This window comes from Streptomyces sp. CA-135486 (genome assembly GCF_050936555.1).
Classification (GTDB): domain Bacteria; phylum Actinomycetota; class Actinomycetes; order Streptomycetales; family Streptomycetaceae; genus Streptomyces.
The window spans coordinates 3,206,408-3,229,744 of the sequence record NZ_JBNJMM010000001.1 but is presented as its reverse complement, the minus strand read 5'-3'; the positions used below and the strand labels follow the sequence as shown (position 1 = coordinate 3,229,744).

Here is a 23,337-nt window from a genome sequence, read left to right as displayed (position 1 = left end):
CGCGCGGCGGTTCGGGACAAGAATCCCGGATCGTGGCAGTTCACCGCACGGCTCTCACCGAATCTCCCCGAGCGGGGCCGGCCCACCGGCCCGTGCGAGGATGAGCAGCCTTGGCCACGGCGGTGTACGACGAGATGGAAGGACCGGCCCCGGCAGTGACCGACAACCAGAACCTGCTCGCCGAGCAGCGGCGCACCCTGATCCTCGACGAGGTGCGCAGGCGCGGCGGGGTGCGGGTCAATGAGCTCACCCGCAAGCTGAATGTCTCCGACATGACAGTGCGCCGGGATCTGGACGCGCTGGCCCGGCAGGGGGTCATCGAGAAGGTCCACGGCGGCGCGGTGCCGGTGGTCGAGGCGAGCACGCACGAGCCGGGGTTCGAGGCCAAGTCGGCGCTCGAGCTGAGCGCCAAGGAGGACATCGCGCGGGCCGCCGCGCGGATGGCGGTGCCCGGCAGTGCGATCGCACTGTCCGGCGGCACCACGACATATGCGCTGGCGCACCATCTGCTGGAGGTTTCGGATCTGACGGTGGTCACCAACTCGGTGCGGGTCGCGGATGTGTTCCACGCGGCGCAGCGGGCGGGTACGGCGGGCGGTCAGCGTCCCGGCGCGGCCACGGTGGTCCTCACCGGAGGGGTGCGTACTCCGTCCGACTCACTGGTGGGACCGGTCGCCGACCAGGCGATCCGCTCGCTGCACTTCGATGTGCTCTTCCTCGGGGTGCACGGCATCTCGGTGGAGGCCGGGCTCTCCACACCGAATCTCGCGGAGGCCGAGACGAACCGCCGCTTCGTCCAGGCCGCGCGCCGGGTCGTGGTGGTCGCCGACCACACCAAGTGGGGGACGGTTGGTCTGAGTTCGTTCGCGCGGCTTGCCGACGTGGACACGCTCGTGACGGACGCGGGTCTGTCGGCCGAGGCGCGCGAGGAGATCGCGGAGCATCTGCCGGGTCTTGTGGTCGCGGGCGGCGGCGAGGACGCCGGCAGTCAGGACGGCTGAGCGGGTGACCGTCTTCCGGCTCACGCGTGCCGTCACACTGCCGGGGGGCGAGGCCTGGCTGAGGGTGACCGACTGGCAGGGGCACACCGCTCAGGTGCCGTTGACGACGGTTTCGCATCTGACGCCGGGGCCCACGCGGGTGGGCACGGTGTTCGTGGCCCGCTCGGGTTTCGGCCGGCTCGGCTTCGACGATCCGATGGAGGTCGTCGACTGGGCGCCGCCCGAGCAGGGCAGGACGGGACGCTGCCGACTGCAGAAGCACGGCCGGGTGATCAGGGGCTGGGCACAGATCGAGGTGCACCCTGAGGGTTCGGGCGCGGTGGTGGTGTGGGTGGAGGAACTGCGTATCCGCTTCGTACCCCGGCTGCTGGACCCCCTGGTCCGCCGGATGGCACGGCTGGTGTTCGGCCGCGCGCTCGACGGGCTGCTCAGGGGCGGTGCTTGAGGCCGCCGGCAGACAACTGACGGGCCCTCAGCTATGGTGTGCGGGCCCAGTACCAGGCCCTCTCAACCGGAGGTACGGTCCCATGGCACGCCGACTGCGCCCCGTGGAGCTCGACTTCACCGAGTCCGCGCCGCTGCGACTGGTCTTCGCGGCCGAGGTGTCGGCCTCGCCGCACGCCGTGTATGAAGCCCTCGCGGATGTTGCGGGCTGGACGTCGTGGTTCGACGCGGTCACTGCTGCCACGCCCACCCACCGGGGCGCGGGCCGCGAGATAACACTCAGGGGCGGGGTCCGCTTCGGCGAGACGATCCTGGCCACGGACCCCGGCGAGCGCTATGCGTACCGCGTGGACGAGACCAACGCCCCGGGCCTGCGCGCCCTGCTGGAGGAGTGGCGGCTCACTCCCACGGCGGCCGGCACCCGGGTGCAGTGGACGTTCGCGACGGACGCCCCGACGCCGATGCGCCTCGTGCTGAAGCTGGGCCGAGCGGGCCTGGCCGCCTCCTTCCGAGGCGCCGTTCGCAAACTGGACCGCCGGCTCGCCTCCGTCTAGGCGGGCCAGACCCCCGTCGCCAGGAGCTGTTCGATCGCCGCGGTGTACGGCGCGATGTCCAGTCCCTGTTCGTCCAGCCAGGCGTCGGAGTAGTACTTGTCGAGGTAGCGGTCGCCCGGGTCGCACAGCAGGGTGACCACGCTGCCCGTGCGCCCTTCGGCCACCATCTCGGCGATGATCTTCAGCGCGCTCCAGAGTCCGGTGCCGGTGGAGCCGCCCGCCTTGCGGCCGATGGCCGCATCCAGGGCGCGTACGGCGGCGACGCTCGCCGCGTCGGGCACCTTCATCATCCGGTCGATGGCGCCGGGCACGAAGCTCGGCTCCATCCGGGGCCGGCCGATGCCCTCGATACGGGAGCCGCAGTCGCTGCTCGCGTTCGGATCGTGCCGGGTCCAGCCGTCGAAGAAACAGGAGTTCTCCGGATCGGGGACACAGATACGAGTGTCGTGCTGCATGTAGTGCACATAGCGGGCGATGGTCGCCGAGGTGCCGCCGGTGCCGGCCGTCGCGACGATCCACGTGGGCTCGGGATAGCGCTCCAACTTCAGCTGCTGGTAGATCGATTCGGCGATGTTGTTGTTGCCGCGCCAGTCGGTGGCACGCTCGGCATAGGTGAACTGGTCCATGTAGTGGCCGCCGGTGCGCTCCGCGAGCGCCGCCGACTCCTCGTACATCTTGCGCGAGTCGTCCACGAAGTGGCACTGCCCGCCGTGAAATTCGATCAGCCGGATCTTCTCGGGGCTGGTGGTGCGCGGCATCACCGCGATGAACGGCACTCCGATCAGCTTGGAGAAGTACGCCTCGGAGACGGCCGTAGAGCCGCTGGAGGCCTCGATGACGGGCTTGCCCGGCCGGATCCAGCCATTGCAGAGGCCGTAGAGGAACAAGGACCGGGCGAGGCGGTGCTTGAGGCTGCCCGTCGGATGGGTGGACTCGTCCTTGAGGTAGAGGTCGATCCCCCACTGCTCGGGCAGCGGGAAGCGCAGCAGATGCGTGTCGGCGGAGCGGTTGGCATCGGCCTGTACCTTGCGGACCGCTTCCTTCAGCCAGGCCCGGTACTCCGGATCGCTGCGGTCCACATCGGCGGTGGCCGTCGCCTCACCCGCCACTGATTTCCCACTACTGCTCATGCGCGCGTTCCTCAACTCGTCGAATCCGTTCCCCTCCTGCCACAGTAAGCCCCTCACCTGCACAAACGTTCACTTTGGGCATCCATAGGGGTCACTTGCAGGCCGGGACTTGCCCGGGGATGGCCCCACGTACTGGTGCACCCGCCCGGAGTTGTGCAGACTTGCCAGCAGGAAACGGTGCGAAGGGGGCGGAGGGGCGATGGGGATGGCAGAGCCCGAATTCAGCGCTACGGGCGTGCGTATCGAGCGGTGGCCGCGGTCGCTCACCAAGGCCGGACAGGTGCTGATCAAGGACGGCAGGCTGGCCCTGCTGACCAGCTACGGCCGGGTGATCGAGAGTGCTCCCGTACGCGCGGTCAGGGCAGGTAAGCCCTGGTTCGCCGATGAGGCGAGCACAGTGGCGACGGTCAACGGCAAGCGGTACCGGCTCACCATGGGGCAGCGCGGCCGCAGGCCGGACGCCCGGGTGCTGGCCGGGCGCTTCCTGGAGGCGGTGCGCGGCGCGGGAGGCGCCAGGAGCTGAGAGTAACCGCCCGGATGCTGCGAGTTGCGGGACCGAGGGAGGTGGTTCACGCTTGTCTCACATCACTCAGGGTGCACCGGCGGTGACGCTGCGATCCAGCCCGCCGGACAAATCAGCAGGTAGCCAACTGCTGGATCCGATCCTTCGTCTTCTTCCGGACCTCATTTCGGGGAGTCGCAGCCGTGATCAGCCAGCCAAGCAGGCACTGCACGGTGGAGCTCCAGGCCCTGCCGTCGCGGATCCAACAGGTCCGCAGAATCGTCTCGGCGCAATTGCGCTACTGGCATCTCGATCCTCTGATCGACCAAGCAGCGCTCGGCGTCACCGAGTTGCTGACCAATGTCCACCGGCACGCCGAGCCGGACAAGATGTGCACCGTGGAGATCGAGCTGCTGCTCGACCGGCTCACGGTCTCGGTCCATGACCACGATCCACGACTGCCGACCGTACGGGACTCGGATCTGCAGGCGACCTCCGGCCGCGGGCTCGGGCTGATCGCGGCCGTGAGCGAGAGCTGGGGCGTACGGCCCAAGGGCGACACCGGGAAGATCGTCTGGTTCACACTCTCGGCGCCCTCGCCGGCCGTGTCCCTGCCGCCGTATCCGATGGTGTACGCGTCTTCGGCGGACGGGCCCCTGGGCGGTTCCCAGGACGGGCAGGCCCGCGCTCACGACGCGGCGCGCAAGCCCGCCGCCACCCGGTCGGCCGTGGCGGGCTGACCGGGCGCCGCCTCGGTGCCCACGACGGCCGGGCACTACTCGGTGGCGCTGACGGCCGGGCACTACTCGGTGGCGCTGACGGCCGGGTATTACTCGGCGGAGATGGCCCGCAGTACGTCCAGGCGCCCGGCGCGGCGCGCGGGCCGCCACCCCGCGACCGCCCCGGCTACCAGGCCGACGAGTGCGACCACCAGGAGCTGCACCGGCAGTACGGCGAAGGCGAAGGCGGTGTCGCCCGCGCCCTCGGAAGCCTTGACGAGCACCCAGCCGAGCAGCCCGCCCAGTGCCAGACCGCCCGCCGTGCCGAACGCTGCGACGAGCACCGACTCGTAGCGCACCATGGAGCGCAGCTGACGGCGCGTCTGTCCGACGGCACGCAACAGGCCGAGTTCCCTGGTGCGTTCGTGGATGGCGAGCGTGAGCGTGTTGGCGATGCCGAGCAGTGCGATCACCACGGCGAGCGCGAGCAGGGCGTAGACCAGGGTGAGCATCATGTCGATGGCACCGGCCGCGGTCTGCGCGTACTCGTCACGGGTCTGCACCTCGGGGTTGCCGTACGCCGCCGCGGTCCTCTCGACCGCCACCTTGCCGTCGGCGCTCGACACACCGTCCTTGAAGCCGACCGCGATCAGAGTGTCGGAGTCCTGTCCGCGGTGCGGGGCCCAGGCCTCGCGGGTGATGACATAGTCGCCCGCCAGCTGAGACTGCTCGAAGACGGCGCGGACCGTGAAGGTCTGCTTCTTCCCGTCGGTGAAGGCGAGTTCGGCGGTGGAGCCGGGCTGCCAGCCCCGCTTCTCGGCCTCGGTGTCCGCGACGGCCATGCCGTTCGTGCCGAGTCCGGCGAGCGAGCCCTGCACGGTGCCGAGGTCGAATGCCCTGCCGAGCGCGACCGGGTCGGTGACGGTCAGCCGGCGCCCCGCGCCGCCGACCTCCGCGACGCCCTTCCCGAGGCCGACCGCGCTCGCCACCTCGGGCTGTGCGGCGATGGCCGGGGCGAGCCTCGGGCTCAGCCCGCTGCCGCCCGCGCCGAACGCCGGCGTGCTGACGGCCACATCGCCCGCGAAGGACCGGGAGACCGTCTGGTCCATGGTGGCCTTCAGCGAGGCGCCGAAGACCGTGAACAGGGAGACGACGGCGACGCCGATCATCAGCGCCGTCGCGGTGGCGGCGGTGCGTTTGGGGCTGCGCAGTGCGTTGCGCTTGGCGAGGCTGCCGGAGACGCCCCGCAGCCGGTCCAGTGGCCCGCCCAGGATCCGTACGGCATACGAGGAGGCGACCGGACCGAGCACCACGAAGGCGGCCAGGGCCAGCACCGCACCCGCGGCGGCGAGCCACAGGGACGGACTCGCGACGACTGCGACCAGGATGGTGCCGATTCCGGCCACCGCGACGCCCGTTCCGACGTACGCGCGCTTCCTCGACGCCGCCGACTGGTCCACCGCCGTCTCGCGCAGCGCGGCCAGCGGCGCGGTACGCCCGGCCCTTACTGCGGGCATCAGCGCGGAGCCGAGGCAGACGAGCACGCCGACGGCGAGCGGCAGCAGCAGCGAGAGGCCGCTGATCGCCAGGCCGCCCTGCGGGAACGGGAATCCGATGACGGGGAAGAGCGCCCGCAGTCCGGCGGCGATTCCGATGCCGCCCAGCAGACCGGCGGCGGACGCGACCAGTGCGACGACGGCCGCCTCGACGAGCGTCGAGCCGACGATCTGACGACGGGAGGCGCCGAGCGCGCGCAGCAGCGCGTTCTCGCGGGTGCGCTGGGCGATGACGATGGCGAAGGTGTTGTAGATGGAGAAGGTCGCGACCAGCAGCACGATGCCGGAGAAGACCAGCAGCAACGTGGTGAACAGATTCAGGAACTGACCGGAGATCATGTCCTGGTTCTCTTCGGTCGACTGCTGTCCGGTGATCGCCTCGACTCCCTTGGGGAGTACGGGTGTCAGCGCGGCCACGAGTTGCCGCTGGCTGGTGCCGGGTCCTGCCCGGACCTGGATGGACGCCGCCTCGCCCGGTTTCGGGGTGAGGTACTTCTGGGCGTCGGCCAGGGTCATTCCGGTGAAGGTGACCTGGCCCATGCCGTCCTCGCCGCCGAAGGTGGCAAGACCGACGACGGTGACCCGCACCGGGTCGGGGGTGCGCAGCACGGTACGGTCACCGATCTTCAGGCCGCCCTTGTCGGCGGCGCCGCGGTTGACGACGACCTCGCCGCTGTGTGCCGGGACCCGGCCTTCGGCAAGCCGGTACGGGTTGAGCTCCGGGTCGTCGATCCAGTTGCCGGCGAGGGTGGGCGGGCCCTGACCGCCGACGGGCTTGCCGCCCGCGCCGACCAGCTGTCCCGCGCCCTGGATGTTGGGTTCGGCGGCGGCGACGCCCGGCGTCTTCTCGATCCGGGTGACGAGATCCGTCTGCACCGGCCTGCGGGCGCCCTGGCCCTCACCGGACACCGTGAGGACGTTCGAGCTGCGTACAACGGCGTCCGTGCCGCTGTTGGCGCCGGCGAACATCGTGTCGAAGCTGCCGCGCAGGGTGTCACCCATGATGAGCGTGCCGGTGAGGAAGGCAACACCGAGCAGGTACGGCGGTGAAGGTGCCGGTGAAGCGCCGCTTGTGGGCGCGCAGCGAGTTGAGGCTGATGCGCAGCGATGCACGACTGCCGCTCATGTCGTCGCCCCCTTGGCGCCGGAGGCGTCGAAGGCCTTCAGCCGGTCGAGCACGCGATCGGCGGTGGGGGCCTCCATCCGGTCGACGAGCCGTCCGTCAGCGAGGAAGACGACCTCGTCGGCGTGGGCGGCTGCGACCGGGTCATGGGTGACCATCACGACCGTACGGGCGCTCTGGCGCACCGTGCGGCCGAGCAGCCGCAGCACCTCTTCGCCCGAACGGGAGTCGAGGTTGCCGGTCGGCTCGTCGGCGAGACGACATCGGGCAGCCCGGCGAAGGCGCGGGCCACGGCGACGCGCTGCTGCTGGCCGCCGGAGAGCTCGCTCGGCCGGTGGTGCAGCCGCTCGCGGAGCCCGACGGTGTCGACGAGGGCGTCGAGCCACTCACGGTCGGCCCGCTCCCTGCCAGGTCGATGGGGAGCGTGATGTTCTCGGCGACGGTGAGGGGGGGATGAGGTTGAAGGCCTGGAAGACGAAGCCGATGCGCTCGCGCCGCAACAGGGTGAGCCTGCGGTCGTCGAGTGCGCTGAGGTCGGTCTCGCCGATGAGGGCGGAACCCGAGGTGAGGGTGTCGAGTCCGGCGGCACAGTGCATCAGCGTGGACTTGCCGGAGCCCGAGGGCCCCATGATCGCGGTGAAGCGGCCGACCGGGAAGTCGACGCTCACCCCGTCCAGGGCCCTCACTTCGGTGTCGCCCCTGCCGTAGACCTTCACGGCGTCGACGACCCGGGCCGCGGCCCGGGTGCTGACGGCGGTGGCGGTCACGCTGCATCGCCCTTGCCCATACGGCCGAACTGCTCGTCCAGGACGGACAGCCGGCGCCAGTACTCGTCCTCGTCGATCTCACCTGCGGCGAAACGGTGGCCGAGCAGTGCGATCGGCGACTGCTCGTCGTGCGTCGGGCCCGGTCCCCGCCAGGGGCCGCGGCGGCCGCGCCATACGCCGGTGCGGCGCAGGACGGTGACGACGCCGACGACGACGGCCGCCCAGATCAGCGGGAAGAACAGGATCCACGGGCCGGGCCCGTCCGCGTAGGCCAGGGTGTTCATCTGAGTTCAGCTCCTCGGTGGCGATGGTGGGTTCTTGTCGCTTCCGAGGCTGCCGCCGAAAGGGGGCCGAAGGCGTCGTACGGCCAGCGGCAGTGCGCGTACCACCCTGGGAGTACGCACGGCTTTCCCGGCTGCTCCTAGGCGCTTCCCGACCGGTCCTGGATTCTGTACCTACTAGTATGTACAGTGCTGGCATGAGCACACCCGAGCGGCTGATCGAAGCCACCCGCGAGCTGCTGTGGGAGCGCGGCTATGTGGGCACCAGCCCCAAGGCGATCCAGCAGCAGGCCGGTGCCGGCCAGGGCAGCATGTACCACCACTTCGCGGGCAAGCCCGATCTGGCGCTGGCGGCGATCCGGCGCACGGCCGAGGAGTTGCGCGCGAGTGCCGATGCCGTGCTGGGCGGCGACGGCACGGCGTACGAGCGGATCAGCGCGTATCTGCTGCGTGAGCGCGATGTGCTGCGCGGTTGCCCGGTCGGTCGGCTGACGATGGACCCGGAGATCATCGCGAACCAGGAACTGCGCGCCCCGGTCGACCAGACGCTCGACTGGCTGCGCGGACGCCTGGCCCGGATCGTCCAGGAGGGCCGGGAGCGAGGCGAGTTGAGCGCCGCGCTGGTGCCCGCCGAGATCGCGGCGACGATCGTCGCGACCGTCCAGGGCGGCTATGTGCTGGCCCGTGCGTCCGGCTCGACCACCGCCTTCGACGCGGGCGTCCGCGGGCTGCTCGCGCTGCTCGCTCCCCGTACCGATTCCCCGTAGCGGAACGGAGCGCCACATGCATGCCATGCAGTACGAGATCAATCTGCCCGCCGACTACGACATGGAGATCATCCGCCGGCGGGTCGCGACAAAGGGGCACCTCCTCGACAACTTCCCCAGGCTCGGCCTCAAGGCGTATCTGATGCGCGAGCGCGCGGGTGCCTCGCCGGTGAATCAGTACGCGCCGTTCTATCTGTGGGCCGCCCCCGAAGGCATGAACAGCTTTCTGTGGGGGCCCGGATTCCAGGGCCTCGTCGATGACTTCGGGCGGCCCGTCGTACAGCACTGGACGGGACTGGCGTACGAGGAGGGGCCTGCGGCCGGGGCCGTGCCGCGGACCGCCACCCGGCGGCGGGTGCGGATCCCGGAGAACGAAGGTCCCGCCTTCGCCGTGGAGCAGGCGCTCGCGGCGCATCGAGAGCTGGCGTGCGCGGACGGGGTGGTCGCTGCCGCCGTCGCGGTCGATCCGCGGCACTGGGAGTTGCTGTCCTTCGCGCTGTGGGCGGAGGACCCGCCCGAGGCGATGGGTGACGTCTTCCAGGTGCTGCATCTGTCCGCACCGCACCGCGCGGAACTTGCGCGGGGCCGGCAGTGGTGAGCCACGTCCGCACGGTCCTCGGGGATGTGCCCGCTGCCGAGTTGGGAGTCTGCGACGCGCACGACCATCTGTTTCTGCGCAGCCCGCTGCTGCCGGGACAAGAGCTCGACGACCCGCAGGCCGCCGCGGACCGACTGCGAGCCTTCCGGGAGCTCGGCGGCCGGACGGTGGTCCAGTGGACTCCGTACGGCATGGGGCGCAGGCCAGGTTCGCTCGCGGAGCTCTCGCGGTCGTCCGGGGTGCGGATCGTCGCAGCCACGGGCCTGCATCAATCCGCCCACTACGACAGCGAGTTGATCCGCGGCATCCGGGACCGTCTCGCCGATCTCTTCGTCGCCGAACTGACCGAGGGCATCGGCGACTCGGGCGTGCGGGCCGGGCTGATCAAGGTCGCGGGCGCGTTCCACGCGGTCGATGCCCATGCCCGGCTCACCATGACGGCCGCGGCCGAGGCCCAGCGCCGCACGGGAGCGCCCATCGCCGTCCATCTTGAGCTCGGCACGGGGGCGCTCGACATACTGGACCTGCTCTGCGGGGAGTTGGGGGTCCCGCCCGGAAGGGTGATCCTCGGGCACCTGGGCCGTTCACCAGACCTCGTGGTGCAGCGGGAGGCGGCGGAGCGGGGTGCGTATCTCGCCTTCGACGGCCCTTCCCGGGCCAACCACGCCAGGGACTGGCGGCTGCCCGAGGAGCTGGCGGCGCTCGCGGAGGCCGGTCTCGGCGACCGGCTGCTGCTGGGCGGCGACACGACGACGCCGGAGACTCCCGGCCTGCCGTATCTGCTGCGCAGGCTGCGTCCGCGGCTCGAATCGGCCCTGGGCAAGGATCTGCTGGACCGGATCTTCGTACGGAATCCGGCCCGGGCCTTTACCGTCGGCCGGTCCCAGGCCCGTCCGGGGCGGGTCCAGGCCGGTCCGGGGCGGGTCCAGGCCGGTCCGGGGCCGGTCCCGGACCGGTCCTAGGCGAGGCTTTCCGGCTTGCCCTTCAGCCGCCGCCGTAGGCGCTCTTCGTGGTAAATGCGTCCCACCAGCGCGCCCCCGTAGACGACCACCCCGACGCCGACGAGCCACGACTGGATGACCAGCACGGTCCCGAACGGGCCGAAGGTGACGGCGTTCGAGGCGATCAGCGGCGAGAAGACGAGCTGCGAGAAGACCCGCAGGCCGAGCATGCCCAGGGCCGTGGCGACCGACCCGGGCAGCAGGGCGCGCCAGCGGACCCGGCCGCCGAGCAGTACACGCTGGGAGAGCCAGAAGAACAGAATGGTGCCGAACAGGTCGCCCAGGGCGCCGAACACCGTGGCCGCGGCGGACTCCGCCGGCAGAGGCGTACTGACGAAGGCCAGGAGAGCGGCGACGAGCAGGGCGAGCCAGACGACGTGCCGCCACATGGTGTGCCAGCGGGCGGTCGTCAGGTCCCAGACCTTCTCGTAACCGGTCTGTACGGCCGAGCCGAAGGTCAGGCCGAAGACGGCGAGCGCGGCGAGACCGAACGCGGTCGTACGCTGCAGCACCTCCACCGGCCCGCCGAACAGCCGCTCCACCTCGTCCTGGGATGCCTGCGAGACCCCCAGCGCCTGGCCCAGCCAGCGGGCGAAGCCCTGTCCGCTCGCCGGGTCCGCCGCCGCCACGACGATCAGCAGGGGGACCAGCGTCAGAAAGCCCAGTGCGGCGAAGCCCATCGCGCGGTGTATCAGTTCCAGCTCGCGTCCCCGGTACCAGGCCAGCCCGACGGGCGACGCCAGGATCCTGCGGCGCAGGTCCTGGAGCCGGTGGGGGCGGCCGCTCGCGCCGGAGGGCTTGTGGGTCATAGGTCGTCGACTACCCGTTCGTGTGCCGTCAGGCGTCCATCGTGCCCCCGGACGGGTGTACCCGCCTGCCGGGGACGCCGGGGAGCGGAGTCTGCTCCTCGTCCCCGCTCTTGGCGTCGTCGTCTGCGATCCCGCTCCTGGCGTCGTCCGCGATCCGGTTCCGCCGAAGCACAGTCCGCATGGACCCTCCGCTGTCGTACGGGTGCCGTGGTCCACCGCTTCGCGGCCACCCTACGACCCTTCGGCGTCGTCAGCTGAGTACTGCCAGTGGATCGTCGAGCACCGGCTGCCACGCCAACTCGGCTGCTCCTACGAGGCTGTTGTGATCAAGCGTGCAGGCCAGGATCGGCACCCCGCCGCTGCGTCCCCACAGGCTGCGGTCGGCGACCACGGCACGCAGCCGCTCGGGGTCGGCTTCGAGCAGCTCGCGGTGCAGTCCGCCGAGGATGATGCGGTCGGGGTTGAGGATGTTGACGAGCCCGGCGAGCCCGAGGCCGAGGCGGTCGATGAGCTCCTCGCCCGCGGCACGCACCGCCGGGTCGTCGTACTCCGTACGCAGCAGCTGACGGGACTGCTGGAGCAGCGAGACCTCGGGGCCGGGGTCGCGGCCCGCCGCGGTGAGGAAGGCGAGCGGGTCGGCCTCGACATCGAGGCAGCCGCGGCTGCCGCAGTGGCAGGGGCGGCCCTCGGGATTGACGGTGAGATGGCCGACTTCCAGGGCGAGGCCCGAACTCCCTGTGTGCAGACGGCCGTCGAGAACGAGTGCGCCGCCGACGCCGCGGTGGCCGGTGGCGACGCAGAGCAGATGCTGGGCGCCGCGCCCCGCGCCATGCCGGTGCTCGGCGAGCGCCGCGAGGTTGACATCATTGCCGGTGAAGGCGGGGCCCGGATGCCCGCGGCGCGTACCCGCTCGGCGAAGATGTCGCGCACGGGAGCGCCCGCCGGCCAGGCGAGGTGCAGCGGGTTGAGGGCGGTGCCCTCCGGCTCGGCGACGGCGGACGGCACTGCGAGGCCCGCGCCGACGCAGCGACGGCCGCTCTCGCGCAGCAGTGCGGCGCCCGCCTCGACGACCTCGCCCAGCACCTGGGCCGGGTCGGCGGAGACGGTGACGCAGCCGGGTGCGGTGGCGACGGTCCGGCCGCCGAGGCCGACGAGGGCTGCGCGGAAGCCGTCGGCGTGCACCTGGGCGGCGAGGACGACGGGGCCCGTGTCGTCGACGGCGAGCCGGTGCGAGGGCCGGCCCTGGGAGCCTGCCGCGGCACCGGGCCTGGAGTCGACCCTGATCAGTCCGAGTGCTTCGAGCTCCGCGGCCACCGCGCCCGCGGTGGCGCGCGTGACACCGAGCTCGGCGGTGAGCACGGCCCGGGTGGGGGCACGGCCCGTATGAACCAGTTCCAGGGCGGGGCCGAGCGCGCTGCGGCCCCTCTCCAGCCTGTTTCTGGTGGTCGTCGCCTTGCCGTTCATGGAGGTGAGTCTCCCATGATCCGGAGGCTCGGCAGCCGTCTTGTACGGATCGGCCGCCGGCCCCTATTCTGACTTTGTGCCGCTTCTAAACAAACTACGGACGGCCGCACCGGGGATGCCTGGCGGAAACACCGCCCCACTCCCCCTGTCCCGCCTCCGTACCGCCCTGACCGTGTTCTTCGCCCTCGACGGCTTTCTGTTCGCCGGCTGGGTCGTCCGCATCCCCGCGATCAAGCAGCAGACCGGCGCTTCGGCGAGCGACCTGGGGCTCGCCCTGCTCGGGGTCTCGGCGGGCGCCGTGGTGACGATGACGCTGACCGGCCGGCTGTGCCGCCGCTTCGGCAGCCATCCGGTGACAGTCGTCAGCGGCGCACTGATGTCGCTGGGCATCGCGCTTCCGGCGCTCACGCATTCGGTGCTCGCCCTCGGTCTCGTACTACTGGTCTTCGGGGCCGCGTACGGCGGGATCAATGTCGCGATGAACAGCGCGGCGGTGGATCTGGTCGCGACGCTGCGGCGGCCGGTGATGCCTGGCTTCCACGCCGCGTTCAGCCTCGGCGGAATGGTGGGCGCGGGCCTCGGCGGGCTGGTCGCGGGCGGCCTCTCCCCCATCGTGCATCTGCTCGCACTCACCGCCGTCGGCCTGCTCGTCACCGCCGTCGCGGGACGCGTTCTGCTGCGCCACCCGGCGCCGGTCGCCGAGCGCACGACCAAGGAGCGGGCGCCGCGCCGGCTGACGGGCCGTACACGCCGGACGGTCGTCCTCTTCGGCGTGATCGCCCTCTGCACCGCGTACGGCGAGGGCGCGATGGCCGACTGGGGCGCGCTCCATCTGGAACAGGACCTGCACGCCCATCCGGGCGTCGCCGCCGCCGGATACTCCCTCTTCGCGCTGGCCATGACGGTCGGCCGGCTCTCCGGAACGGCCCTGCTCGAACGGCTCGGCCAGACCCGTACGCTCGCCGCGGGCGGCGCCACGGCAGCGGCCGGGATGCTGTTCGGCGCACTCGCCCCCACCGCCTGGCTCGCCCTGCTCGGCTTCGCCGTGACAGGTCTCGGTCTCGCGAACATCTTCCCGGTGGCGGTGGCCAGGGCAGGTGCGATCGCCGGACCCGGCGGGGTCGCGGCCGCATCCACGCTGGGCTACGGCGGGATGCTGCTCGGTCCGCCCGCGATCGGATTCCTCGCCGACGCCTTCACACTCTCCGTGGCACTGACGACGGTGGCCGCCCTCGCGGGCGGCGCGGCACTCATCGGGTACGCGGCCCGGAACGCCTCACCGCCGCAGGAGTCGACACCGCTGGAGTCGTGCCCGCACTCCGCACACCTCCACCAAGCGTGATCACAGTGGCACAATCTCCCGCATGGAGACCCCCGACTCCCGCATGGATACCGCCGAGCTGATCAAGTCGCTCGTCCGGGAGGGCCAGCTGCTGGCCGCGGCCGCCGTGGAAGCGGGCCCCGACGCGACAGTGCCGACCTGCCCGGGCTGGCACGTGCGCGATCTGCTGCGGCACATCGGCATGGTCCACCGGTGGGCGGCGGCCTTCGTCACCGAGGGGTACACCCGCTTCCACCCCGCCGACGAACGGTCCGAGCTGGACGGGGAGGAGCTGGTGGAGTGGTTCAGGGAGGGACACGGTCTGCTGGTGGCCGCGCTGAGCGAGGCACCGGCGGACGTCGAGTGCTGGACCTTCCTGCCCGCACCCTCGCCGCTCGCCTTCTGGGCCCGGCGGCAGGCACACGAGACCGCCGTGCACCGCACGGACGCGGAGTCGGCGCTGAGCGGGAAGCCGGGCCCGGTGGCCGCGGGTTTCGCGGCGGACGGCATCGCCGAGCTGCTGACCGGCTTCCACGGCCGCAGCAGAAGCCGGGTGCGTACCGCGGAGCCGCGCGTTCTGCGCATACGGGCCGTCGACACCGGCGATGTATGGAGCGTACGACTGTCGGCGGAGCATCCGCAGACGGAGCGAACCGAAGAAGGGCCCGCCGACTGCGAGTTGAGCGGCACGGCCGAGCAGCTCTATCTGACGCTCTGGAACCGGCTGCCGCTGACCACCCTGTCGGTCACGGGCGATGCGGAGCTCGCCGAGTGCTGGCGCGAACTTTCCGCCATCACCTGGTCGTAGAGCCTCTTAGACGTCCTGCGCCGGCGGGTGCGGCAGCATCCGGGAGAGCACGGCACGCTGCAGCGGCTGCACCTCGGCATGGCGGGCCCGGCCCGCGTCGGTCAGCTCGACCCGCACACCCCGCCGGTCCTCACTGCACATCCCGCGGGTGACAAGACCGTCCTTCTCCAGCCGCGCGATCAGCCGCGACAGCGCGCTCTGGCTCAGATGGACCCGGGACGCCAGTTCCTGCACCCGCAGCGAACAGCCGCCGCTGCCCGCGCGCTCTTCGGCGAGCACATCGAGGACCTCGAAGTCGCTGGCGCCCAGCCCGTGCTGATGCAGCTCGCGGTCGAGCTCGCAGATCGTGCGGGCATGCAGCGCGAGGACGTCCCGCCACTCCTCCACGAGCGCCCGCTCGGACCTCTTCGCCGCCATGACCGCACGTTAGCAGAAAAGCCGCACTTCGTTGCATCGGAATTAAATGCGCTTGCATTCAATGCATGTGCATGTACTGTGCTCCCCATGACCACTCCGCTCAATGCCCCCGTGGCGCAGGAGCGCTGGAGCCCGCGGCTGTGGGGCACCCTGCTCGTGCTCTGCGCCGCGATGTTCCTCGACGCCCTGGACGTCTCCATGGTCGGCGTCGCCCTGCCCTCGATCGGCACCGATCTCGGCCTGTCCACCTCGACCCTGCAGTGGATCGTCAGCGGCTACATCCTCGGATACGGCGGCCTGCTGCTGCTCGGCGGACGCGCCGCCGACCTGCTCGGCCGGCGCCGCGTGTTCCTGATCGCGCTCGCCGTCTTCGCGCTCGCCTCGCTGCTCGGCGGCCTCGTCGACTCCGGGCCGCTGCTGATCGCCAGCCGCTTCATCAAGGGGCTCAGCGCGGCGTTCACCGCGCCCGCGGGGCTCTCCATCATCACCACGACCTTCAAGGAGGGCCCCCAGCGCAACCGCGCCCTGTCCATCTACACCACCTGCGCCGCCACCGGCTTCTCCATGGGCCTGGTGCTGTCCGGGCTGCTCACCGAGGTGAGCTGGCGGCTGACGATGCTGCTGCCCGCACCCATCGCCCTGATCGCCCTGGTGGCCGGCCTCAAGCTGATTCCGCGGAGCAGCCGTGAGGACTCCGGCAAGGGGTACGACGTACCGGGCGCCGTCATCGGCACGGCCTCGATGCTGCTGCTCGTCTTCACCGTCGTGCAGGCCCCCGAGGCGGGCTGGGCCTCCGCGCGCACCCTGCTCTCGTTCCTTGCCGTCGCCGTGCTGCTCACCGCCTTCATCACCATCGAACGACGCAGTTCGCACCCGCTGATCCGGCTGGGCGTGCTGCGCTCGGGCAGCCAGATCCGGGCGAACCTCGGAGCGGCCTTCTTCTTCGGCTCGTACATCGGTTTCCAGTTCCTCGTCACGCAGTACATGCAGTCCCTGCTCGGCTGGTCCGCGCTGCAGACCGCACTGGCCTTCCTTCCGGCGGGCGCGCTGGTGGCGATCTCCTCGACGAAGATCGGCCCGGTCGTGGACCGGTTCGGCACCCCCCGTGTCATCGCCGTCGGCTTCAGCCTGCTGGCGGTCGCGTACGGGCTGTTCCTGCAGGTCGACCTCACGCCGAGCTACGCCGCCGTGATCCTGCCGTCGATGCTGCTGCTCGGCGCGGCCTGCGCGCTGGTCTTCCCCTCGCTCAACATCCAGGCCACCAACGGGGTGCAGGACCATGAGCAGGGCATGGTCTCCGGCCTGCTGAACACCTCGATCCAGGTCGGCGGGGCGATCTTCCTGGCCGTCGTCACCGCGGTGATCACGGCGGACGGCGGCACGGGCCGCTCCCCGCAGGAGGTGCTGGACAGCTTCCGCCCCGGCCTGGCGGTGGTGACCGCGATCGCAGCGGCGGGACTGCTGATCACGCTGACAGGTCTTCGGACACGACGCTCCCAGGAAAGCGTCCTGGTGGCGAAGTCCGTTCCGGAGACGGAGCCGGAGCGGGTGGCGGTCGGCGACTGACCGCACTCTGCTCTTCGGGGGAGGCGACGGCCGGCGGAACTCCTTGTCCGTCGGCCGTCGCCCTGTGACACTTCGGACATGGGGCGACGCTCGCAGGCGGAACGGGACGCGATCACGGTCGAGACCGGCTACGCCCTCGTCAGTGCCGTCTTCGTCGCGGCGCTCGCCTTCGGGGCGATCGCGGGTCCCAAGTTGCTGTTCACCATGCCGTACGCCGCCGAGCGCGGCCTGCTCATCGGAGGCATGGCGGCGGCCGGGGTCGTCTTCGTACTGCGCGTCGCGACCGTGCTGTGGCGCTTTCCCAGGCCCGGTCGGCCGATCAGGCCCGGTCGGCCCAGGCGGCCCGGTCAGCCCAGCCAGCCGGGCCGCACCAGCCCCGACTCGTAGGCCAGCACGACCAGTTGGGCCCGGTCGCGGGCGCCCAGCTTCACCATGGTGCGGCTCACATGGGTCTTCGCGGTGAGCGGGCTGACCACGAGACGGCGGGCGATCTCCTCGTTGGACAGGCCGATGCCGACCAGGGCCATCACCTCGCGCTCGCGTTCGGTGAGTTCGGCAAGGCCATGGGCATCGCGGGGGGCCTTGGAGCGTGCGGCGAACTCCGCGATCAGGCGGCGCGTCACGCCCGGGGAGAGCAGCGCGTCCCCGTGCACCACCGCCCGTACCGCACGCAGCAGTTCCTCCGGCTCGGTGTCCTTCACCAGAAAGCCCGAGGCGCCGGAGCGGATCGCCTCGAAGACGTACTCGTCGAGCTCGAAGGTGGTCAGCATGACCACCTTCACTCCGCTCAGCCGCTCGTCCTCGGTGATCCTGCGGGTCGCGGCGAGGCCGTCGAGCAGCGGCATGCGGATGTCCATCAGCACGACGTCGGGGCGCAGTTCGGCCACCAGCCGCACCGCCTCCTCGCCGTCGGCCGCCTCGCCCACCACCTCGATGTCCCGCTGGGCATCGAGCAGCGCCCTGAACCCCGCCCTGACCAGCAGTTGGTCATCGGCGAGCAGTACCCGGATCACATCGTCTCCTTCGGCTGCACAGGGAGGTCGGCCAGGACCCGGAAGCCACGGTCCGGGCGCGGACCCGCCTCGATCGTGCCACCCAGGGCGGCGGCCCGCTCCCGCATTCCGACGAGGCCGTTGCCGCTGCCGCCGGCGTCCGAGCCGGTGGCCGGACCCACGTCGTCGATCCGCAGTACGACCCGGCCGGGGGCGTAGGCGATCCGCACCCGCGCAGTGCGCGACCCTGAGTGCCGTACGACATTGGTCAGGGCCTCCTGGACGATCCGGAAGGCGGCCAGGTCGGTGCCGGGCGGCAGCGCCACAGGCTCGCCCTCCGTCTCCACCTCCACACTCAGACCCGCGCTCGCGGCCTGTTCGACGAGTTCGGGGAGCCGGTCGAGGCCGGGGGCCGGCGCGCGAGGGGCGTCGCCGGGCGTACGCAGCGTGTCGAGGACCTGGCGGACCTCGCCCAGGGCCTCCTTGCTCGCGGCCTTGATGGTGGTCAGCGCGGTGCGGGCCTGCTCGGGATTGGTGTCGAGGAGCGCGAGGCCCACGCCCGCCTGGACGTTGATCACCGAGATGGAGTGGGCGAGGACGTCGTGCAGCTCGCGGGCGATCCGCAGCCGCTCCTCGTCGGCGCGGCGCTTCTCGGCGGCGGCCCGCTCCACGCGCTCCCTGGCCCACACCTCGCGTCGTACGCGTACCAGCTCCGAGGCCGCGAGGATCGCCACCACCCAGGCGGCGATCGCGAGTTCCTGCCCCCAGGGCGCGGCGTCGTCGGTGCCCGGTGGCAGATAGCGGTAGAGCCAGTGAGCGATCAGCAGATGGCTCGCCCAGAGCCCGCCGACGGCCCACCATGCGGCCCGCCGGTGCCCGGAGGCGATCGCGGCGAAGGCGCCCACGGCGACGATGAGGAAGAGGGGCCCGTAGGGGTAGCCCCCGACGAAGTAGACGAGCACGGTGGCACAGACACCGAACACACAGACGACCGGCCGGCGGTTGCGCAGCAGGAGGAAGGCCGGGCCCGCGATCAACAGCACTCGCGCGAAGGCGTCGACCGGCTCACGGTCCGGCTGGTTCTTCGCCGAGAAGGCCGTGCCCACCAGCACGAACACGGTCAGGGCGAGAGTGGAGAGCCAGGGCACCCCGGTGGCTTTCCGCCGTGCCTCCCAATGCCGCAGCCGTGGTGGCCCGCCCCGTACCCAGGGGGGACCACCGCAGTTGCCGGTGCGCTGCTCTTCCATAGCCGCCACGCTAGACCGGGGCCGGGCCCGCGGGCGTCAGCCGGGCGTGGCGATCAGATGTACTCCCTGCGCAGTACGGGGAAGCGGGTGCGGGTGCGGCCTCAGGAATACGCGCTGCTGCCGCGGTGCGTGCCGGCCGCGGGACGGCGGCGCAGACCGACCTCGTGCGCGAGGCGGCCCGCGGCCTGCGCGAAGAAGGCGTCCCGGTCCTCGACCAAGCGGTTGAACTGGCCGAACAGCTCGAAGGAGATCAGCCCGAACAGCTGCGACCAGGCACCCACCAGGGCCACGACCACGGCGGGCGGCAGATCGGGCGCGATCTGGGAGGTGAGCCGGTGCGCTTCGGGGCGCAGCTCGTCGGCGAGTGGCGGCAGCGCGATGCCGTTCGCGCAGTGGGCTTCGCGGGCTATGGAGATCAGGACGAGGCCGACGCGGGATGCCGGACCGACGGTGTCCATGGGGGCGGTGTAGCCGGGGACCGGGGAGCCGTAGATGAGGGCGTACTCATGGGGGTGGGTGAGGGCCCAGGCGCGTACGGCGGAGCACGTCGCGGTCCAGCGGGCGGGGTGGTCGTCGGGGTCGGGGGCGTTCGCGAGCGCCGTCTCGGCCGCGGCGCCGACCGCGTCGTAGGCGTCGACGATGAGGGCGGTCAGCAGGTCGTCACGGCTGGGGAAGTAGCGGTAGAGGGCGGAGGAGACCATGCCGAGCTGGCGGGCGACGGCGCGCAGGGAGAGCTTGGCCGCGCCCTCGGCCTCGAGCTGTTTGCGAGCCTCGTCCTTGATGGCTGCGGTGACTTCGATACGGGCCCGTTCCCTGGCCCCACGGATCGTGGTCATGGGGTGCAGTCTTCCACGTTTTGGAGCACTGCCCAACAACGAGAGCAGCGCTCTTGCTTTGGATCACCAGTCCGGTGCACACTGCTCACAACAGAGAGCACTGCTCTCTCAACGACCTCGATGAGCCCGATCACTCGATCAAGAGGAGACCACCATGTCGCAGGCGCACTACATCAAGCCCAGCCGCTTCGACAGCATCATGAACGGTGCCATCGGCTGGCTCGCCCGGCGCGGCATCAGCCTGATGGGCACCGCGGAGCTGTCCGTACGCGGGCGCACGAGCGGCGAATGGCGGCGTATCCCGGTCAACCCGCTGCCCTACGAGGGCGGGCCGTACCTGATCTCCGCCCGCGGCCACTCCCAGTGGGTCCGCAATCTGCGCGCGGCGGGCGGCGGCCGTCTCCAGGTCGGCCGCAAGACCCAGCAGTTCACAGCCGTGGAGCTGCCCGACGAGGAGAAGCCCGCGCTGCTGCGCACGTATCTGGAGCGCTGGGGCTGGGAGGTCGGACGGTTCTTCGGCGACATCAACGCCAAGTCCACGGACGAGGAACTGCTCGCGGCGGCGCACAAGCACCCGGTCTTCCGTATCACCGTGACGAAGTGATCCGCGCCGGGTGCGGGTGCGCGGTACGCCGTGGCACTCGTCCATCAGGCGCACGCCGCGCCAAGCCGCAAGCGCGCCCCGGCCCAGCCCCGCGGCCGTACGGCCGGCTAGCCGCGGCGGTCCAGTGACTCCAGTGCGCGTCGCGCCACCCCGTGCGTGCGGACAATGCCCGCCAGCGTCGTAGCGCCGCGCGTGATGTCCGCGAACGCCTTCCACGCCGGCCGGATGCCGGTGATCGCCGCGTGGAACAGCCCCGGGTGGCGCTCGAAGACGGCGAGCATCCGCCGCCCGACCCCCATCTCCACACCCAGCCCGGCCTTGATCGCGAAGGCATAGTTCAGCGCCTGACGGCGGGCGTCCACAGCGTCATGGGCCTCCGAGATCCGGACCGCCCACTCCCCCGCGAGCCGCCCCGACCGCAGTGCGAAGGAGATTCCCTCCCGGGTCCACGGCTCAAGGAGACCGGCCGCGTCCCCGCACACCAGCACCCGCCCCCGCGACAGCGGCGAGTCATCGCTGCGGCAACGGGTCAGATGCCCCGACGAGATGGCCGGCTCGAACCCGGCAAGCCCCAGCCGCGCGATGAAGTCCTCCAGATAGCGCTTGGTCGCGCCGCCCTCGCCACGGGCCGAGATCACACCGACCGTCAGCGTCTGCCCCTTGGGGAACACCCAGCCGTAACTGCCCGGCATCGGCCCCCAGTCGATGAGCACCCGCCCCGCCCAGTCCTCGGCCACCGTCTCCGGCACCGGGATCTCCGCCTCCAGGCCGAGGTCCACCTGGTCGAGCTTCACCCCGACATGCGCGCCTATCCGGCTGGCACTGCCGTCCGCGCCGACGACGGCCCGGGCCAGCACGGTCTCCCCGTCCGCCAGCACCACGGCGACCGTACGCCGGTCGGGCACGGCGGGTCCGTGCTGATCGACCCGGGAGACGGTCGCGCCGGTACGCAGCACGGCGCCGGCCTTCTGCGCCTGCTCGACAAGGCCCGCGTCGAACTCGGGGCGGTTGATGAGCCCGAAGAGCATCCGCTTCGAGCGGCGCGTACGAGTCAGCTTGCCGTTCAGCGAGAACGTGACCGCATGCACCCGGTCCCGCAGCGGCAGCTCGAAGCCCGGCGGAAGACTGTCGCGCGAGGGGCCGATGATGCCGCCGCCGCACGTTTTGTAGCGTGGCAGTTCTGCCTTCTCGAGCAGCAGCACCTGACGGCCCGCGACCGCAGCCGCATAGGCCGCCGAAGCCCCCGCGGGCCCGGCGCCGACCACGACGACATCCCACACCGGCTCGCCCTGCTCGCCCACGGCGTCTGCGTTCTCGCTGCTCACGATCTGCTTATGCTCCCGATCCGTTGCGTGACCCATGCTCGACGGCATCCTACGGCGCGGTCCCTTCCTGCCCGTGGGAGGATCACCACACCTTCGTAGTACACACATCGCACAACGTCGCACCCACAAGGAGCGTGCCCATGACCGCGAATCCGATCGCCGAGACCATTGCCTCACTGATGCCCCGCGCCCAGGCGGAGCTGACGGAGCTGGTGGCCTTCCAGTCGGTGGCGGACGAGGCCGTGGCGCCGAAGAGCGAGTGTGAAGCCGCCGCGAACTGGGTGGCCGACGCCCTGCGCACCGAGGGATTCCAGGATGTCGCGCTCCTCGACACCCCCGACGGCTCGCAGTCGGTGTACGGGCTGCTGCCCGGCCCTCAGGGCGCGCCGACCGTACTGCTCTATGCGCACTACGACGTGCAGCCGAAGCTGGACGAGTCCGCGTGGGTGACCGCGCCGTTCGAGCTGACGGAGCGGAACGGCCGCTGGTACGGCCGCGGCGCCGCCGACTGCAAGGGCGGCTTCATCATGCACCTGCTCGCGCTGCGCGCCCTCAAGGCGAACGGCGGCATCCCGGTCTCAGTGAAGGTGATCGTCGAGGGCTCGGAGGAGCAGGGCACGGGGGGCCTGGAGCAGTACGCCGAGGCACACCCCGAGCTGCTGACGGCGGACGCCATCGTGATCGGCGACACCGGTAACTTCCGGGTCGGTCTGCCGACGGTGACGGCGACGCTGCGCGGCATGACGATGATCCGCGTCCAGATCGACACCCTCGAAGGCAATCTCCACTCGGGCCAGTTCGGCGGTGCGGCACCCGACGCGCTGGCCGCGCTCATCCGCGTACTGGACTCGCTGCGTGCGGAGGACGGCTCGACGGTGATCGACGGGCTTGAGGCCCAGGCGGAGTGGGGCGGACTGCAGTACCCCGAGGACGAGTTCCGCAAGGACGCCAAGGTCCTCGCCGGGGTCGGCCTGACCGGCCACGGCACGGTCGCCGACCGCATCTGGGCGCGCCCCGCGGTCACCGTGATCGGTATCGACTGCCACCCTGTGGCAGGTGCGACTCCCTCCATCCCGGCGAGCGCACGGGCGCAGATCAGCCTGCGGGTGCCGCCGGGACAGGATGCGGCGGAGGCGACGAAGCTGCTGTTCGCGCACATCGAGAAGCACACGCCGTGGAACGCCCGGGTCTCGCTGGAGCAGGTGGGCCAGGGCCAGCCCTTCCAGGCGGACGTCACGAGCCCCGCGTACACCTCGATGGCCGAGGCGATGCGCATCGCCTACCCCGGCGAGGAGATGCAGGCATCCGGGATGGGCGGCTCGATCCCGCTGTGCAACACGCTGGCAGAGCTCTACCCCGAGGCGGAGATCCTGCTGATCGGCCTGAGTGAGCCGGAGGCACAGATCCACGCGGTGAACGAGTCCGTCTCGCCCGAGGAACTGGAGCGGCTGTCGGTCGCCGAGGCTCTGTTCCTGGTCAACTACGCCGAGTCCAAGAAGGATTGA

At 71.2% G+C, this 23,337-nt stretch carries 23 protein-coding genes and 3 pseudogenes; 14 read left to right on the top strand and 12 right to left on the bottom strand.

The annotated features are described in order from the left end of the window. Positions 1 to 155: 155 nt before the first annotated feature. From ACQEVG_RS14705 to ACQEVG_RS14695, 3 genes are all read left to right on the top strand, one after another. Complete coding sequence (locus ACQEVG_RS14705) at positions 156 to 1,001, top strand: DeoR/GlpR family DNA-binding transcription regulator (protein WP_432985358.1); 846 nt, start codon at positions 156 to 158, stop codon at positions 999 to 1,001. Between the two features lie 4 nt (positions 1,002 to 1,005). After that, complete coding sequence (locus ACQEVG_RS14700; protein WP_432982622.1) at positions 1,006 to 1,446, top strand: SRPBCC family protein; 441 nt, start codon at positions 1,006 to 1,008, stop codon at positions 1,444 to 1,446. Between the two features lie 82 nt (positions 1,447 to 1,528). Next, positions 1,529 to 1,999 (top strand): SRPBCC family protein, encoded by a 471-nt coding sequence (locus ACQEVG_RS14695; RefSeq protein ID WP_432982619.1) that lies wholly within the window; start codon positions 1,529 to 1,531, stop codon positions 1,997 to 1,999. Here the strand turns inward: ACQEVG_RS14695 and ACQEVG_RS14690 are convergent. Continuing rightward, positions 1,996 to 3,129, bottom strand: coding sequence for a PLP-dependent cysteine synthase family protein (locus ACQEVG_RS14690; RefSeq protein ID WP_432982616.1), 1,134 nt, complete (start codon positions 3,127 to 3,129; stop codon positions 1,996 to 1,998). The two genes, ACQEVG_RS14695 and ACQEVG_RS14690, sit on opposite strands and share 4 nt — an antisense overlap. A 199-nt stretch (positions 3,130 to 3,328) precedes the next feature. Between ACQEVG_RS14690 and ACQEVG_RS14685 the strand changes: the two genes are divergently transcribed. Both ACQEVG_RS14685 and ACQEVG_RS14680 read left to right on the top strand, forming a co-directional pair. After that, on the top strand, positions 3,329 to 3,652 hold the full coding sequence (locus ACQEVG_RS14685; protein WP_360875640.1) for a hypothetical protein: 324 nt from the start codon (positions 3,329 to 3,331) through the stop codon (positions 3,650 to 3,652). A gap of 182 nt (positions 3,653 to 3,834) precedes the next feature. Then, complete coding sequence (locus ACQEVG_RS14680) at positions 3,835 to 4,371, top strand: ATP-binding protein (protein ID WP_432982612.1); 537 nt, start codon at positions 3,835 to 3,837, stop codon at positions 4,369 to 4,371. Positions 4,372 to 4,460: 89 nt separating this feature from the next. On the opposite strand, the pseudogene ACQEVG_RS14675 reads toward ACQEVG_RS14680, so the two are convergent. The 3 genes and pseudogenes from ACQEVG_RS14675 to ACQEVG_RS14665 all read right to left on the bottom strand — a co-directional run bounded on the left by ACQEVG_RS14675 (position 4,461) and on the right by ACQEVG_RS14665 (position 8,080). Further along, positions 4,461 to 7,032, bottom strand: a pseudogene (locus ACQEVG_RS14675) (ABC transporter permease). Beyond that, positions 7,029 to 7,796, bottom strand: a pseudogene (locus ACQEVG_RS14670) (ABC transporter ATP-binding protein). The pseudogenes ACQEVG_RS14675 and ACQEVG_RS14670 overlap by 4 nt, the downstream one beginning before the upstream one ends. Further along, positions 7,793 to 8,080, bottom strand: a complete 288-nt coding sequence (locus tag ACQEVG_RS14665) for an SHOCT domain-containing protein (protein WP_432982609.1) — start codon at positions 8,078 to 8,080, stop codon at positions 7,793 to 7,795. Before ACQEVG_RS14665 ends, ACQEVG_RS14670 begins: the two are co-directional and overlap by 4 nt. A gap of 179 nt (positions 8,081 to 8,259) precedes the next feature. On the opposite strand from ACQEVG_RS14665, the gene ACQEVG_RS14660 reads away from it, so the two are divergent. Genes ACQEVG_RS14660 through ACQEVG_RS14650 form a run of 3 tightly spaced genes read left to right on the top strand, consistent with a single transcriptional unit; the run spans position 8,260 to position 10,404 of the window. Next, on the top strand, positions 8,260 to 8,844 hold the full coding sequence (locus ACQEVG_RS14660; protein WP_432982606.1) for a TetR/AcrR family transcriptional regulator: 585 nt from the start codon (positions 8,260 to 8,262) through the stop codon (positions 8,842 to 8,844). 16 nt (positions 8,845 to 8,860) lie between these two features. Next, on the top strand, positions 8,861 to 9,442 hold the full coding sequence (locus tag ACQEVG_RS14655) for a DUF4865 family protein (protein ID WP_432982603.1): 582 nt from the start codon (positions 8,861 to 8,863) through the stop codon (positions 9,440 to 9,442). Next, entirely contained in the window at positions 9,436 to 10,404 is a 969-nt protein-coding gene (locus ACQEVG_RS14650; protein WP_432982600.1) for a phosphotriesterase family protein, read from the top strand. Before ACQEVG_RS14655 ends, ACQEVG_RS14650 begins: the two co-directional genes overlap by 7 nt. On the opposite strand, the gene ACQEVG_RS14645 is transcribed toward ACQEVG_RS14650, so the two are convergent. The 3 genes and pseudogenes from ACQEVG_RS14645 to ACQEVG_RS14635 all read right to left on the bottom strand — a co-directional run bounded on the left by ACQEVG_RS14645 (position 10,401) and on the right by ACQEVG_RS14635 (position 12,716). Then, positions 10,401 to 11,252 (bottom strand): YhjD/YihY/BrkB family envelope integrity protein, encoded by an 852-nt coding sequence (locus ACQEVG_RS14645; protein ID WP_432982597.1) that lies wholly within the window; start codon positions 11,250 to 11,252, stop codon positions 10,401 to 10,403. The two genes, ACQEVG_RS14650 and ACQEVG_RS14645, sit on opposite strands and share 4 nt — an antisense overlap. A gap of 28 nt (positions 11,253 to 11,280) precedes the next feature. Next, positions 11,281 to 11,433 carry a hypothetical protein gene (locus ACQEVG_RS14640; RefSeq protein WP_432982594.1) on the bottom strand — a complete coding sequence of 51 codons (153 nt, stop codon included), beginning with the start codon at positions 11,431 to 11,433 and terminating at the stop codon, positions 11,281 to 11,283. 69 nt (positions 11,434 to 11,502) lie between these two features. Beyond that, positions 11,503 to 12,716: pseudogene (locus ACQEVG_RS14635) on the bottom strand (ROK family protein). 76 nt (positions 12,717 to 12,792) lie between these two features. On the opposite strand from ACQEVG_RS14635, the gene ACQEVG_RS14630 reads away from it, so the two are divergent. Then, on the top strand, positions 12,793 to 14,058 hold the full coding sequence (locus ACQEVG_RS14630; RefSeq protein ID WP_432982591.1) for an MFS transporter: 1,266 nt from the start codon (positions 12,793 to 12,795) through the stop codon (positions 14,056 to 14,058). Between the two features lie 43 nt (positions 14,059 to 14,101). Continuing rightward, the gene (locus tag ACQEVG_RS14625; RefSeq protein ID WP_432985355.1) at positions 14,102 to 14,845 is read left to right on the top strand and encodes a maleylpyruvate isomerase family mycothiol-dependent enzyme; all 744 of its coding nucleotides are present in this window, start codon (positions 14,102 to 14,104) and stop codon (positions 14,843 to 14,845) included. A gap of 6 nt (positions 14,846 to 14,851) precedes the next feature. Here ACQEVG_RS14625 and ACQEVG_RS14620 read toward each other — a convergent pair whose 3' ends face one another. Beyond that, entirely contained in the window at positions 14,852 to 15,262 is a 411-nt protein-coding gene (locus ACQEVG_RS14620) for a MarR family winged helix-turn-helix transcriptional regulator (protein WP_432982588.1), read from the bottom strand. Between the two features lie 87 nt (positions 15,263 to 15,349). Between ACQEVG_RS14620 and ACQEVG_RS14615 the strand changes: the two genes are divergently transcribed. Both ACQEVG_RS14615 and ACQEVG_RS14610 read left to right on the top strand, forming a co-directional pair. Next, positions 15,350 to 16,828, top strand: a complete 1,479-nt coding sequence (locus tag ACQEVG_RS14615; protein ID WP_432982585.1) for an MFS transporter — start codon at positions 15,350 to 15,352, stop codon at positions 16,826 to 16,828. Between the two features lie 78 nt (positions 16,829 to 16,906). Next, a complete protein-coding gene (locus ACQEVG_RS14610) occupies positions 16,907 to 17,215 on the top strand; it encodes a DUF6332 family protein (RefSeq protein WP_432982582.1) in 309 nt (102 codons plus the stop codon). On the opposite strand, the gene ACQEVG_RS14605 is transcribed toward ACQEVG_RS14610, so the two are convergent. From ACQEVG_RS14605 to ACQEVG_RS14595, 3 genes are all read right to left on the bottom strand, one after another. Next, on the bottom strand, positions 17,176 to 17,841 hold the full coding sequence (locus ACQEVG_RS14605) for a response regulator (RefSeq protein ID WP_432982579.1): 666 nt from the start codon (positions 17,839 to 17,841) through the stop codon (positions 17,176 to 17,178). The genes ACQEVG_RS14610 and ACQEVG_RS14605 overlap by 40 nt on opposite strands. Then, a complete protein-coding gene (locus ACQEVG_RS14600; protein WP_432982576.1) occupies positions 17,838 to 19,067 on the bottom strand; it encodes a histidine kinase in 1,230 nt (409 codons plus the stop codon). Before ACQEVG_RS14600 ends, ACQEVG_RS14605 begins: the two co-directional genes overlap by 4 nt. Before the next feature lie 101 nt (positions 19,068 to 19,168). Then, the gene (locus ACQEVG_RS14595) at positions 19,169 to 19,903 is read right to left on the bottom strand and encodes a TetR/AcrR family transcriptional regulator (RefSeq protein WP_432982573.1); all 735 of its coding nucleotides are present in this window, start codon (positions 19,901 to 19,903) and stop codon (positions 19,169 to 19,171) included. 154 nt (positions 19,904 to 20,057) lie between these two features. Here ACQEVG_RS14595 and ACQEVG_RS14590 point away from each other — a divergent pair, with 154 nt between their 5' ends. Continuing rightward, on the top strand, positions 20,058 to 20,507 hold the full coding sequence (locus tag ACQEVG_RS14590; RefSeq protein WP_432982570.1) for a nitroreductase family deazaflavin-dependent oxidoreductase: 450 nt from the start codon (positions 20,058 to 20,060) through the stop codon (positions 20,505 to 20,507). Between the two features lie 107 nt (positions 20,508 to 20,614). On the opposite strand, the gene ACQEVG_RS14585 is transcribed toward ACQEVG_RS14590, so the two are convergent. After that, positions 20,615 to 21,832 (bottom strand): geranylgeranyl reductase family protein, encoded by a 1,218-nt coding sequence (locus tag ACQEVG_RS14585; RefSeq protein ID WP_432982566.1) that lies wholly within the window; start codon positions 21,830 to 21,832, stop codon positions 20,615 to 20,617. Positions 21,833 to 21,972: 140 nt separating this feature from the next. Here ACQEVG_RS14585 and ACQEVG_RS14580 point away from each other — a divergent pair, with 140 nt between their 5' ends. Next, positions 21,973 to 23,337, top strand: coding sequence for a dipeptidase (locus ACQEVG_RS14580; protein ID WP_432982563.1), 1,365 nt, complete (start codon positions 21,973 to 21,975; stop codon positions 23,335 to 23,337).

What these genes read in the sequence shown, in the direction of transcription:
- ACQEVG_RS14685 (WP_360875640.1), top strand. Translation starts at nt 3,329, where the DNA reads ATGGGGATGGCAGAGCCCGAATTCAGCGCTACGGGCGTGCGTATCGAG.
- ACQEVG_RS14625 (WP_432985355.1), top strand. Translation starts at nt 14,102, where the DNA reads ATGGATACCGCCGAGCTGATCAAGTCGCTCGTCCGGGAGGGCCAGCTG.
- ACQEVG_RS14610 (WP_432982582.1), top strand. Translation starts at nt 16,907, where the DNA reads ATGGGGCGACGCTCGCAGGCGGAACGGGACGCGATCACGGTCGAGACC.
- ACQEVG_RS14645 (WP_432982597.1), bottom strand. Translation starts at nt 11,252, where the DNA reads ATGACCCACAAGCCCTCCGGCGCGAGCGGCCGCCCCCACCGGCTCCAG.
- ACQEVG_RS14620 (WP_432982588.1), bottom strand. Translation starts at nt 15,262, where the DNA reads ATGGCGGCGAAGAGGTCCGAGCGGGCGCTCGTGGAGGAGTGGCGGGAC.
- ACQEVG_RS14600 (WP_432982576.1), bottom strand. Translation starts at nt 19,067, where the DNA reads ATGGAAGAGCAGCGCACCGGCAACTGCGGTGGTCCCCCCTGGGTACGG.
- ACQEVG_RS14615 (WP_432982585.1), top strand. Translation starts at nt 15,350, where the DNA reads ATGACCACTCCGCTCAATGCCCCCGTGGCGCAGGAGCGCTGGAGCCCG.
- ACQEVG_RS14665 (WP_432982609.1), bottom strand. Translation starts at nt 8,080, where the DNA reads ATGAACACCCTGGCCTACGCGGACGGGCCCGGCCCGTGGATCCTGTTC.
- ACQEVG_RS14640 (WP_432982594.1), bottom strand. Translation starts at nt 11,433, where the DNA reads ATGCGGACTGTGCTTCGGCGGAACCGGATCGCGGACGACGCCAGGAGC.
- ACQEVG_RS14590 (WP_432982570.1), top strand. Translation starts at nt 20,058, where the DNA reads ATGTCGCAGGCGCACTACATCAAGCCCAGCCGCTTCGACAGCATCATG.
- ACQEVG_RS14690 (WP_432982616.1), bottom strand. Translation starts at nt 3,129, where the DNA reads ATGAGCAGTAGTGGGAAATCAGTGGCGGGTGAGGCGACGGCCACCGCC.
- ACQEVG_RS14660 (WP_432982606.1), top strand. Translation starts at nt 8,260, where the DNA reads ATGTACAGTGCTGGCATGAGCACACCCGAGCGGCTGATCGAAGCCACC.
- ACQEVG_RS14595 (WP_432982573.1), bottom strand. Translation starts at nt 19,903, where the DNA reads ATGACCACGATCCGTGGGGCCAGGGAACGGGCCCGTATCGAAGTCACC.
- ACQEVG_RS14695 (WP_432982619.1), top strand. Translation starts at nt 1,529, where the DNA reads ATGGCACGCCGACTGCGCCCCGTGGAGCTCGACTTCACCGAGTCCGCG.
- ACQEVG_RS14580 (WP_432982563.1), top strand. Translation starts at nt 21,973, where the DNA reads ATGACCGCGAATCCGATCGCCGAGACCATTGCCTCACTGATGCCCCGC.
- ACQEVG_RS14655 (WP_432982603.1), top strand. Translation starts at nt 8,861, where the DNA reads ATGCATGCCATGCAGTACGAGATCAATCTGCCCGCCGACTACGACATG.